Annotated in this window: 9 protein-coding genes; 3 read left to right on the top strand and 6 right to left on the bottom strand. The window is 51.2% G+C overall.

Annotation, left to right across the window (positions count from 1 at the left end; genetic code table 11):
- The first annotated feature begins 80 nt into the window (after window positions 1-80).
- From IE117_RS11495 to IE117_RS11485, 3 genes are all read left to right on the top strand, one after another.
- Entirely contained in the window at window positions 81-932 is an 852-nt protein-coding gene (locus IE117_RS11495; RefSeq protein WP_189565346.1) for a phytoene/squalene synthase family protein, read from the top strand.
- Window positions 933-1,064: 132 nt separating this feature from the next.
- Window positions 1,065-1,745 carry a MotA/TolQ/ExbB proton channel family protein gene (locus IE117_RS11490; protein WP_189565345.1) on the top strand — a complete coding sequence of 227 codons (681 nt, stop codon included), beginning with the start codon at window positions 1,065-1,067 and terminating at the stop codon, window positions 1,743-1,745.
- 80 nt (window positions 1,746-1,825) lie between these two features.
- The gene (locus IE117_RS11485; RefSeq protein ID WP_189564561.1) at window positions 1,826-2,218 is read left to right on the top strand and encodes an ExbD/TolR family protein; all 393 of its coding nucleotides are present in this window, start codon (window positions 1,826-1,828) and stop codon (window positions 2,216-2,218) included.
- A gap of 67 nt (window positions 2,219-2,285) precedes the next feature.
- Here IE117_RS11485 and IE117_RS11480 read toward each other — a convergent pair whose 3' ends face one another.
- The 6 genes from IE117_RS11480 to IE117_RS11455 form a co-directional block, all read right to left on the bottom strand.
- Entirely contained in the window at window positions 2,286-3,737 is a 1,452-nt protein-coding gene (locus IE117_RS11480) for a Gfo/Idh/MocA family protein (RefSeq protein ID WP_189564560.1), read from the bottom strand.
- A gap of 151 nt (window positions 3,738-3,888) precedes the next feature.
- Window positions 3,889-4,368 carry an energy transducer TonB gene (locus tag IE117_RS11475; RefSeq protein ID WP_189564559.1) on the bottom strand — a complete coding sequence of 160 codons (480 nt, stop codon included), beginning with the start codon at window positions 4,366-4,368 and terminating at the stop codon, window positions 3,889-3,891.
- Complete coding sequence (locus tag IE117_RS11470; protein WP_189564558.1) at window positions 4,365-6,323, bottom strand: M56 family metallopeptidase; 1,959 nt, start codon at window positions 6,321-6,323, stop codon at window positions 4,365-4,367. The genes IE117_RS11475 and IE117_RS11470 overlap by 4 nt, the downstream gene beginning before the upstream one ends.
- Before the next feature lie 31 nt (window positions 6,324-6,354).
- Window positions 6,355-7,515 carry an energy transducer TonB gene (locus IE117_RS11465; RefSeq protein WP_189564557.1) on the bottom strand — a complete coding sequence of 387 codons (1,161 nt, stop codon included), beginning with the start codon at window positions 7,513-7,515 and terminating at the stop codon, window positions 6,355-6,357.
- A gap of 190 nt (window positions 7,516-7,705) precedes the next feature.
- Window positions 7,706-9,760 (bottom strand): M56 family metallopeptidase, encoded by a 2,055-nt coding sequence (locus IE117_RS11460; protein WP_189564556.1) that lies wholly within the window; start codon window positions 9,758-9,760, stop codon window positions 7,706-7,708.
- A 45-nt stretch (window positions 9,761-9,805) separates the two neighbouring features.
- Window positions 9,806-11,653, bottom strand: coding sequence for a TonB family protein (locus IE117_RS11455; RefSeq protein ID WP_189564555.1), 1,848 nt, complete (start codon window positions 11,651-11,653; stop codon window positions 9,806-9,808).
- Window positions 11,654-11,707: the final 54 nt, after the last annotated feature.

The raw sequence follows: 11,707 nt of genomic DNA, 5'->3' as shown, positions 1-11,707 counted from the left end.
ACGGCACTCAAATCTAACAAAGCCAAAAAAATCAGGTTATATTGACAAGAAATTCTGCCAAGCCCCGAAAGGCCTACCCTATGCTGGAACTATTCAACCGCGCGAGCCTGCAATGCAGCAAGATAATTACGGAGCATTACAGCACCTCCTTCACGTTGGGAATCCGTACCCTCGACCGCAAGTTCCACCTGCCGATCTATGCGATCTATGGTTTTGTTCGCTATGCCGATGAAATTGTGGACACATTCCATGATTTTGATAAAAAAGACTTGCTGGATCGCTTCCGCGCCGATGCTTTTCAGGCCATTGAAGAGAAAATAAGCCTCAACCCCATCCTCCATTCCTTCCAGTTGGTCGTCAATCAGTACGGCATTGAACACGAGCTGATCGAGGCTTTCCTGCACAGCATGGAGATGGATCTCTACGAACACGAGTACACGCCCGATGGCTATCAGGAGTATATTTACGGCTCAGCTGAGGTAGTTGGACTCATGTGCTTGCGTGTGTTTTGTGAGGGTGACACTGCACAGCACGATCACCTCCGGGAAGGCGCCCGAAGTCTCGGGGCGGCTTTCCAGAAAGTCAATTTCCTGCGCGATCTCAAAAGCGATTTCCAGGACCGGGGCCGGGTCTACTTCCCCGGCGTGGACTTCAAAGCCTTTGATCCTGAGGCCAAGAAACGCATCGAGGACGAAATTCAGGCCGATTTTGATGCTGCCTACCAGGCTATCCTGCAACTACCAAAAGGAGCCCGGCAGGGCGTGTATCTGGCTTACGTGTATTATTGCACCCTTTTCAATAAAATAAAAAGCCTTCCCGCCGCCCGCATTCAGGAGGAGCGCATCCGCGTTCCCGACAGCCACAAGCTGGCCCTACTGGCGCAGACCTACGTCAAGTTCAGGATTAGTGCCCTGACGGCTTCAATGTGGTAAGGATTATTTTCAGTAGGGAATTTTTCTATCTTTGCTTCCCAAACAATAAGGCTTATACGCTTCCGTTTATTTCAGAAGCCAGTGGCCGCTGTGCTGAACAACCCTTTAACCATTCACCTTTTCACTCCAAAAATAATGCTGCTGCAAGCACTCACTGACTCTACGATGGTTGCCCCAGGGTCGGGCGACGGTCTTTCCGTTCTCGATTTGTTGATAAAAGGTGGTTGGGTCATGCTTCCCCTTGGGTTTTTGTTTGTCGCTACAATCGCCATGATGATCGAGCGTTGGATGGGCATCACCAAAAACGCCAAGATAGAGCAATCGTTTGTGAACAACGTGAAGGATTTCATTCAGCAGGGGAATCTCAAGTCGGCCGAATCGCTGTGCCGCAACCAGAATAATGCCGCTGGACGAATTCTCGAACGTGCTACGGGCCGCATCGGCTATCCGATCAAAGACATCGAGTCCACGATCGAGAACGCCAGCCAGATAGAATTGCAACGCATGGAGGGTAGTTTGCCTTACCTGGGCGTCATTGCCGGTATCGCACCCATGCTGGGTTTCGTAGGAACGATCGCGGGTATTATCCGGATTTTCTATGACATCTCCATCTCCAACGACTTCAACATCAGCACTATTTCGGGTGGTATGTACGAGAAGATGATCACGTCGGGTTCCGGCCTCATCATCGGTCTGATCGCCTACGCGGGTTACCACCTGCTCAACATGAAGATCGACCGCTTCGCCCTGAAACTACAAATGGCCGCCTCCGACTTCCTGGATGTGTTGCAGCGTCCGGTCGCATCGAGGTAGTTCAGCGCGACAACCACAACTGTTTTTACTGAGCATGAGAATGAAGTTAATTCATCACTCATCATTCCATCACCCGATACATGAAAATACGCCGTAAAGCCCGTTTTGCCCCGGAAGTGTTTACGCACTCGCTGAACGATATCATGTTCTTCCTGCTGCTGTTCTTCCTGATCATCAGCACGATGTCAAACCCTAACGTCATCAAACTGATGCTGCCCAAGGCATCGTCGTCGCAGCAGGTTTATAAAAAGCAGATTACGTTATCGGTAGACGATCAGAAGAATTACTTCATCGACAAGGACCAGATTCCCGCCGGACAGCTGGAAACGGAGTTGGCTACTATTTTTACCAACGTGGAAGAACGCACCGTGGTGCTTCGCGTTGACAAGAATCTCGCCGTTCAGGATTTGGTGGATGTGCTGGAAGTAGGCGCGAAGCTGGACATTAAGATGGTGATGGCGACCGCGCGCTGATTCGCGTAAAAGCATAGGAAAGCCCCGGAACGACTGACGTTCCGGGGCTTTTTATTTTGCAGATACCTCAGACTTTCAGGTCTCCCCAACCGTCGCGGTAGTCGCGCTTTACAAACTGGTTGGCAGCGTCGTAGTTGGTAACCTTCATGTTCTGCGCATCCCAGAACAGCTTTTTGCGGCCCATGTACTTGTCCACCGCCCGCTTGGCCGTGGGATTGTCGCGCAGCATCCAGCTCCTGATTGCCAGATTTCCAATCAGGATGCTTTCCGTAAACGGCCCGGCGTATTCGAAGGGCGAGCTTGTCACACCCTTGCCGTAGCCTTCCAGACAGGCGTTGACCCATTGCAAATAGTGGTCTTCATTAGGCACCCGGGCAATCGTTTCGGGAATGTTAATGATTTCATTTTCTTTCAGGGGAAGCAGGCGCGGCTTGGCCCCGTAGCAATCGGCCATCAGCTTGCCTTTGGACCCGATGAAAAGTACCCCACCATCCGAGTTACCAAAGGCTTCGCCGGGCAGCAGTTCTTCAGGTAGCTCGGGCAAAATCCCGCCGTCGTACCAGCTCACCTTGATATTGCCATTACCATCGTTTCGGGGGTAGTCCAGGTGTATGGAGGTCGTGAAAGGTGTCCAGGCGGGATTGTCGTCTTTTTCGCGCAGGGTGAAAGTCCAGGTACCGCCCACACTGCACTCCACCGAGGTCGGGTACAAAATGGGCAGGATGCGGTACACCGGGTCCATGATGTGGCAAGCCATGTCACCCAGGGCGCCCGTGCCGTACGGCCACCAGCCGCGCCAGTTCCAGGGCAGGTACTCTTTGTTGTAAGGTACTTTGGGCGATGGACCCAGCCAGAGATCAAAATCCAGTTCCTTCGGAATCGGATCGACGTTGTCGGTAGGGACCGCTTGCGGCCACACGGGGCGATTGGTCCAGCAAAGTACCTTGTGTACGTCGCCGATAATGCCCGAATCGTAGATTTCCTTCATGCGCCGCACGCCGTTGCCCGAGCCGCCCTGATTGCCCATCTGAGTAATAACTTTGTACTTCTTGGCTGCCTGTCCCAACATCCGCGCTTCGTAGATGTCGTGCGTCAGGGGCTTTTGGGTGTACACGTGCTTGCCCAGCTGCATTGCCGCCAGCGTGGCTACGGCGTGGGTATTGTCGGGCGTGGAAATAGAACAGGCGTCGATATTCTTATGCTCCTTTTTAAGCATCTCCCGGAAATCCTTGTAGTAGGTCGCCTTGGGGAAACTCTCCCGCGAAGTAACAGCCTGCCGGTCGTCCACGTCGCAAAGGGCCACGATGTTGACATTAGGACTTTTGGCAAAACTGGCCAGATCGCTTCTGCCCTTTCCCCCGACACCAATACCGGCGATGTTCAGCTTATCGCTCGGCGCTACGTAGCCTTTGCCCAGGACGTGGCGCGGCACGATGAAGAAAGAAGACGCGGCCAGGGAAGAGGCCTTGATAAAAGTCCGGCGGGTAGGTTTTCCGTCCGGAGTTAGTGAGTCAGCCATTCGTTAATAAGGGTTTAGATGGGAATAAAAGAAAGGGAAAAGAACGTGTACAATACCGCCCAATCTCAGGATTAGGCTATTAAAATCTGCAATCCTACATAAAAAAAGCGCAGAACCTTTCAGTTCTACGCTTCCTGTGATGATCTCATGCTCACAAACCCTGTCTACTGATAGCGCGCTGCTTCAGCGCAAAGCTGACTGGCAAGACGTATTTGACCGAGACTTTTTCACCACTTTGTCGGCCGGGCGTCCATTCGGGCATGGCTTTCACTACCCGCAAGGCCTCTTCGTCTAGGCCAAAACCTATTCCCTTCAGTAGTTTCACATCACGGATTTTGCCGTTAGAGCCGACGATGAAGGACACAAAAACCTTCCCCGTCACGTTTTTTGTTTTGGCCTCGTCGGTGTAAACAATGTTATCGCCCAAGAAATCGTACATCGCACTCATACCACCGGGATATTCGGGTTGCTCCTCCACAACTGTGTAAACCTGTTCGTCTATGTTCTCGTAGTCGGACTGTTCGGCTTCCCTATTAGAGCCTGAGATTCCATCTGAGTCCTTGTTGCTGGTATTGCAGCCGCAGAAGGTGAGGGCCGTGACAGTCAGCAGGCCGAGGATGATTCTTTTCATTTCAAATTTTCGATAGAACGTAGTGGGTTTTGATAATTCATGAACCTGGCGGGCTGAATACTATCCTTGATGAAAATTATCTGCTCAGTACTGATATCTTCTGTAAATTTTTGCTTTGAATAGATGCTGTTTGGCATGCGCACCCCGCGTATTGTTGAGAAATTTGAGCCATGTCCTGGTATTCCAAGATCCACCGCGTCCTCAAATTTAAAATCAGGCACTGACATTCGCATGGTTCTAAAATTATTGGCCTTTCCCTGCCGCTTTTCCTTGTCTTCCTTAGGTTCCGGCTTTTCCAGTTTGAACTCGATCGGCAGTACATACTCCATCGCCACGGGACGTCCATTCTGTATAGCGGGCTGCCAGGTGGGCATACTAAGCACCACGCGCAGGGCTTCTTCGTCGGTACCACCGCCCACCCTTTGAATCACCTGAGGGTTGCGGATGCGGCCCTTGTCGCTTACGGTAAAGGCAACTATCACTTTTCCTTCCAAATCATCGCGTACGGCCTCGGTGGGGTACTTGATTTTACGAGCCAGGAATTTGTACATTTCCTGAATGCCACCCGGAAACTCAGGCATTTGTTCTAGCACCAAAAATTCATCATTTCCAGAACCCAATTTGGTACTATCGGCACCGGACCGAGGTCGGGTACTTACTCCTCCTACGGGTGGGTAAGATACTACTACTACGCTTCCCAGTGCATTCTGCTGCCACTCCAACACAATATTCACTACCTGATTTTTCTTCGTGATCTCTAGCACTCTGGTTTCGAAACCCACGTAGCTAATCGCCAGTTTGCCGTCGAGCGGCACTTCTTCCAATTCAAAAGCCCCATTGGCGTCCGTGGTGACTCCGCGCGAAGTACCCGCCAAGATCACGTTTGCCCCCGGTAAAAGATCTTTGGTTTTGGAACTGCGGACGGTACCATTCACGGTCGTGGTTTCGGCCAGAGCCCCCCCCGCTGCTTGTATAAGCAAAGTACTGGCTGGGGTCATCACTTCGGTGCTGTTTTCGATGACATCCACCACGCGTTCGCGGGCGGCAGTAAGAATCAGCACCAAGCCGATGAGCGGCGCGACGGCCAAGTACTTACCCAGCGCCCATTTCGAGTTTCGGTTTTTATAAAGCATCTTGATTCGGTTTTTCAGGTTGGAAGCGTTCAGGAAATTGTTGGTCAAAGCATTCGAAGGTTTTTTCAGGGCGTAGGACAGCAGGAAATCAGCGTAGCGGTCACGCTGTGGGGCGGCAGCATCGGCCAGGTACTCGTGGACTTGCTGCAACGATTTTTTGTACAAAACCAAAACCGGGTTGAACCAGAAAACTACCCGCAACGCCTCCACCAGAAGAATGTCCCAACTGTGCCGTTGCCGCACGTGGACCAGCTCGTGGCGTAGGACGGTATCAAAATCATTTTCGTAATCATGGCGGTTGATGACAATGTAGTTCAGGAAGGAAAAAGATCCCGGCGACGCCTCGCCGGGCGACGCTTCACCCGTTCGGTCGTCATCCAGCAGAACCAGCGAATAGCCATCCAGGGCAATGCGATCACCTTTTCTAAGAAAAGAAAATAACCGATAAAACTGCCAGAATAGCCTGACGAACATAAAAACCACCCCGGCGGCATACAAGGCCAGCAGCAGGTCCAGCCAGGGAAACGGCGCGGCGGCAGTAGCTTGCGGCCTGACGACAAAGGGCTCGGCCACTGCCATCGTGGCGGATTCCAGCGGCAGAGCAGCCATCTCGTACACGGCCACCGGGATGGGCGACATAGTGATGTCCGGAGCGGCGGCGGGGTATTGCAGCAGCGGCAAACCGAACGGCAGCACCAGCGCACCCAGCAAATAGGCGCGATTCCAGACGAAAAACGTCTGGCGGCGCAGCAATAGCCAGTAGCAGCCGTACAGCAGCAGCCAGTAAAGATTTAACTGAACCAGGTAAGGGAGAATCGTCATACGTTAGAGATTGAATAAAGTGCCGTTGCGCTTACATTTTTTTCGCTGCCTTTTTGGTGACAATGGCCACGACACCGTTCGCTCCTTTCTCACCGTAGAGTTTTTGGGCGGCGGCTCCTCTCACGATATTGACAGACGCGATGTGATCAGCAGGAATCTTGCCCATCGCTTCCTGGTTGCCGACAGGTTTGCCATCCAGCACGTACAGCGCGTTATCCAGACCATATTTATCGCCGAACCCTTTGAAGTAAACCATAACGGAATGAGGTCTTTGGCGGATGGGTTGATAAAATCTGACTACCGCATAACTCGCAGCTTCGCCATACAGATAGGCTCGGGCTTCGAGCGTACCAGCTTTCCGAGAGTCGGTAGCCAGACGATAATCGAGGATGAGTTGGTAAGGCATTTCGACCTTTTTGCCGTTTTGCTGGCCGGGTACCCAGGTCGGCATAGACGCGAGCAATTGCAAAGATTCTTCTTTTAGGCCAAAACCCGGACTTTTCAGAACTTCCACATTTTGTACTTCTCCATTTTCTGAAACCACAAAACTCAGTAGTGCTTTTCCTTGAACATTGGCTCGGGAAGCTCTGGCAGGATAAGTGACGTTACGCGCGATGAATTCACGCAAGCCATCACTGCCGCCGGGAAAAGCGGGTGGCTGGCTGTTGTCGCTTAGGAAATGGTATTTTAACGTTAGCGCCGAATCACTCCTGGGCTTCGTGTCGGGCATAAACTTTGGAATGAGTTGTCCAAATCCACGCCGATCAGGATCCACCGTTTCTTCTTTTATGATGGGATAAACATTCGCAACCGACGAATCGGTGGCGTCTGATGCCGCCAGAACGATGTTTACGATTCGGTCTTCATCATTTAAGTCAACCACGATGGGCTTGTATTTTTGTCCACTGAATTGCAGTTGGCTACCCGCCGGGACCATCATCTCATATTGGCCCAATAGATCGGTGACAAAGACGTTCCGGCGCTTGGAGGTCTTCACAAGAACGTCCGGCAAAGGCATCTTGTAGCTATTCACGACAATGCCTTGCACCTTTATCATCTGGGTAGTTTGGGCAAACGTCTCATTCTTCACCGTAGGTTTGAATGCCATCAGGAGGGCTACGCTTCCCACAAATGCCACCACGGCCAAGTACTTACCCAGCGCCCATTTCGAGTTTCGGTTTTTGTAGAGCATGGCGATACGGTTTTTTAAAGTGCTAGAATTTAGGAATTTATTGGTCAAAGCATCGAAGGGGTCGCCCAAAGCGTAATCGAGTAGGAGTTGGGCGGAGTGGCATACACGGGTAAAACTAGTTTGACGGAGATGCGTTGGTATTTTCATAGAAGACAAGCTCTAATGATATTTTCAACTTAAAATTCATCTGCTATTTTACATTCTGTTGATTTTTCGCGCCCTGTTTTGTAGTGACAAGTACCACGCCGTTCGAACCACGCACCCCGTAGAGTTTTGTGGCTTTTTCGCCTTTCAAAATTTCAATTTTTTCAATGGCGTTCGGTGAAATATCATTAAAATATTTTGGGTTTTCGATTGGTGATACAACGCCATCCAGAACAAAAAGTGGTTCGTTTGAACCAATGAATCCCCTACCACGAATACTCACCTTAAAGTTTTTGTCAAACTCTTCTCCGCTATTTGGCAGACGAAATTTTAGACCAATCAAACTATCCACCTCCGCGTTTGCATCTGGCTTTCGTATTACTGTCACGATCGGTAAGTCTTTCTCCACTAGCACTGCCTGCCCAATCTCCTTTTTCTCCTTCGGGAGGACGAAACTGATCGGAAGGTTGTACTTCACGTTTACTTTTCTGCCGTCTTCCTTAGCACCGGGCTGCCATCGGGGCATATTCTTCACCACGCGGATAGCTTCTTCGTCGGTGCCGAAGCCCATCCCTTTCAATACTTGTATATTTTGGATGCTGCCGTCAGCATTGACCACGAACGCCAGGAATACCTTCCCTTCTACCTTGGCGAGGCGAGCGGCGGCGGGGTACTTTATGTTGTCCTGAATGAACTTGTACATGGCTTTGAGGCCGCCGGGAAATTTCGGCTGCGTGTCCACGACGGTGAAGACCGAATCTTCTGCGTAGTCGGAAGTGAGCGCTTTCTCAACTCTTTGATCCATTTGAAGCCTGCCGGTTTCGGTAGACACGCGTTCCGCCAGGGAAGTTTCCGAAGCCTTTTCTTCGGCCAGCGTCACGCGTACACTGCCTTGCTCCCGCATTTCGAGGGAAGCCTTTTTGAAGCCCATGAAGCTAAAATCCAATTCGCTGCCCGCCGGAGCCATAATCCTGAATTCTCCCTGCGAGGTAGTTGTGGTCCCCATTTGGGTACCTTTCACAACGATGACCGCTCCCGGCAGGGGTTGGCCTTGTTTGTCCAATACAACGCCCTCTACCAAAATAGGTTGAGCGGTAACGGCGGCCGTTGGCTCGTCGTCCTTATTGGCTTCCCGGTTGCAGGAGGCCACCAGCAACGACATAAAGCCAATCAGTAGGGCCACGGCGGCGTATTTGCCGAGCGACCAGTTGGAGTTTTTGTTTTTGTAAAGCATAGCGATTCGATCTTTTAAAAGTGATGACTTGAAGAATGGATTGACCAAAACTGCCGATGGCGTCCTGGTCAGAGCGTAGGAAAGCATGAACTCGGCATAGCGATCACGATGTGTGGCATCCCATTCGCAGACTTCGCGATCGGCCAGGTACTCGTGGACTTGCTGCAACGACTTTTTGTAAAAAATCAAAACCGGATTGAACCAGAAAAACACACGAAGTACCTCCACCAATAGAATATCCCAACTGTGCCGCTGCCGCACGTGGGCTAGTTCGTGGCTGAGGACAGTGTCGAAATCGTATTCGTAATCGCGGCGGCTGATGACGATATGGTTCAGGAAAGAGAAAGAACCCGTTGTGTCGCCCGGCGTGGATTCGCCCATCGCATCGTCATCGAGCAGATACAAAAGGTAGTTCTTCATATCCAGACAAGTCTTTTTGTGAAATAAAGACGCCACGCCGCGCAGATGACGGAACAGCCGCGCCGCCATGAAAACCACACCCAAGACGTAAATAACCGCCAGCCAATCCATCCAGCCCAATTTTGGCATAGCGCTTGCCGGGGTAGTTTCTGTCTGCGAAATTTCATTTGCTATGCCGTAGTTTATGGCAAAGTCAGTCTCCTCCAAACTACCTACCTCGACTTCTGCCAAAGACGCCGGAGACATCTCGAACCACATCGGCAATGGAGGCATAGCGATGCCCGGCGCCGCTTCGGGGTACTGCACCAGTGGCAGCGCGAAAGCCACCACGAGGGAACCGAGCAAATAGGCCCGGTTCCAGTGCAGGAAGGTGTGCCGCCGCAGAAATAGCGCGTAACAGAGGTACAACGCGACCCAATAAAGATTGACTTGGGTGAGGTAGTTCATCCTGGTGAAAGGGTTAAGGTGAACAGTAAGCGGACGATTGATTTACTACTTCTTGGTCGTGATTTCGATGACGCCGTTGGCCCCTTTATCACCGTAGGCTTTGGTGGCCTTTTCACCTTTCAGCACATTGATCGACTTGATGTTATTGGGGTCAATTTTTTTTACATCATAACCAGCATCTTGCATTACCCCGTCGATAAGCACAGTAGCCTTTCCCAATCCCGACTTATCGACGAAGCTCATGCTTGCTGCCTGTCCTTCGTGAGGGTGGAGGGAGAATGAACTGTTCTTTATTCGGTCAAGGATAATAGCCTCATTTTCCCCCATGTTTTTATCTACCCCTTCGATTTTCGCTTTTTCACCACCTTCTGTCTGAAAAGCAATCGGCAGATTGTAGCGTACATTCACTGCTTTGCCACTTTGCATGCCAGGTTCCCAGCGGGGCATCTCTTTCATTACCCGGATAGATTCCTGGTCGGCACCGAAGCCTATTCCTTTCAGGATTTGGATGTCTTTAATCTCCCCTTCGGTGGTCACGATAAAGGATAAGAATACCTTACCCGTCACGTTGGCTTTTTTCGCCGCTTCGGGGTACTTGATATTCTCACCCAAAAACTTGTACATGGCCTGAATGCCACCGGGGAACTGTGGCTGCTGCTCCACGACCGTAAAAATCATGTCGCCGTTCAACTCCCCGGTCTGAACCGCCACCTTTACGGATTGCCCATCCGACGAAGGCACAAACCGCATATTGGGCCTGCCGTCTTTTGTGGACATTACGATATCGTAATCCGCGTTTCGGTACTTTGGATTGACATCCAGAACCATGCTCCCGAAGCCACTGGCATTCACACCCAAATGGCGGTTGCCTGCCGGAACTTTGAGTGAGAATCGGCCAGCGTTGTCTGTAGTTGCGCCTCTCTTGCCATCAATATCCATGACGGTAGCGCCAGCGAGAGGCTTGTGATCGGGCGTATTAATAATACCCGTAATGTTAATATTGCCTTTTACTATCTCATCGCCGTTAGCGGACGAAGGAAGTACGTCGCGTTCGCAGGAGGCTACCATCAGGGAGGCAGAACCGATCATCAGGGCTACGGCGGCGTACTTGCCGAGCGACCAATTGGAGTTTTTGTTTTTGTAAAGCATAGCGATTCGGTTTTTTAAGAGTTTAGGATTGAAAAATTGATTGGTGAGGATAACTGTCGGCGCGTCAAGGGCATAAGCCACCAGGAATTCAGCGTAGCCATCGCGGTTGTCGGCTTTCGCCTTTTCATCGGCAAGAAACTCGTGAACCTGTTGTATAGTTTTCTTATATATTATTATAATCGGATTGAACCAGAAAACTACTTGCAGGATTTCTAAAAAAATGATGTCCCAGCTGTGCCGCTGCCGCACGTGGACCAGTTCATGATTGAGAATCGTGTCGAAGTTGCGCTCGTAGTCTCCGCGGCTGATGACGATCCAGCGCAGGAAGGAGAAAGTACCTACCTGATTATCATCCAGTAACACAAGCGAATGGTCGTCCATATCGATGCTCTCGCCTTTTCTGATAAAGGCAAAAAGCTGGCGAAAATGTCGGAACAGGCGAACGAGCATGATCGCCACACCAAGAAAGTATACGGCCCAGAGCGCATTCTCCCAGGTCAGCAGCGAGGGCGAAGGTGCCGCCACCACCGTGAACGACGACACCGAAACTTCGTACACTACGGGCAGCGGCGGCGCGGCTTCGGGGTAAGTCACCAGCGGCAATACGAAGCCCGCTACCAGTGAACCCAGTAAATAAGCCCGGTTCCAGCGCAGGAAAGTCTGCCGCTGCAGCAATAGCGCGTAGCAGAGGTACAGCGCCAGCCAGTAGGCGGAGAGTTTGAGGATGTAAGGAAGGATTTCCATGAGGGTTAAAAGGTTAAGGGTTAACGGTCAAAGGTTAGACGAAGCTGCCTATCC

The sequence above is a fragment of the Persicitalea jodogahamensis genome, assembly GCF_014651615.1.
GTDB lineage: Bacteria > Bacteroidota > Bacteroidia > Cytophagales > Spirosomataceae > Persicitalea > Persicitalea jodogahamensis.
This window is presented reverse-complemented; position numbering and strand designations above follow the sequence as displayed.

What these genes read in the sequence shown, in the direction of transcription:
- IE117_RS11480 (WP_189564560.1), bottom strand. Translation starts at nt 3,737, where the DNA reads ATGGCTGACTCACTAACTCCGGACGGAAAACCTACCCGCCGGACTTTT.
- IE117_RS11455 (WP_189564555.1), bottom strand. Translation starts at nt 11,653, where the DNA reads ATGGAAATCCTTCCTTACATCCTCAAACTCTCCGCCTACTGGCTGGCG.
- IE117_RS11465 (WP_189564557.1), bottom strand. Translation starts at nt 7,515, where the DNA reads ATGCTCTACAAAAACCGAAACTCGAAATGGGCGCTGGGTAAGTACTTG.
- IE117_RS11495 (WP_189565346.1), top strand. Translation starts at nt 81, where the DNA reads ATGCTGGAACTATTCAACCGCGCGAGCCTGCAATGCAGCAAGATAATT.
- IE117_RS11470 (WP_189564558.1), bottom strand. Translation starts at nt 6,323, where the DNA reads ATGACGATTCTCCCTTACCTGGTTCAGTTAAATCTTTACTGGCTGCTG.
- IE117_RS11475 (WP_189564559.1), bottom strand. Translation starts at nt 4,368, where the DNA reads ATGAAAAGAATCATCCTCGGCCTGCTGACTGTCACGGCCCTCACCTTC.
- IE117_RS11460 (WP_189564556.1), bottom strand. Translation starts at nt 9,760, where the DNA reads ATGAACTACCTCACCCAAGTCAATCTTTATTGGGTCGCGTTGTACCTC.
- IE117_RS11485 (WP_189564561.1), top strand. Translation starts at nt 1,826, where the DNA reads ATGAAAATACGCCGTAAAGCCCGTTTTGCCCCGGAAGTGTTTACGCAC.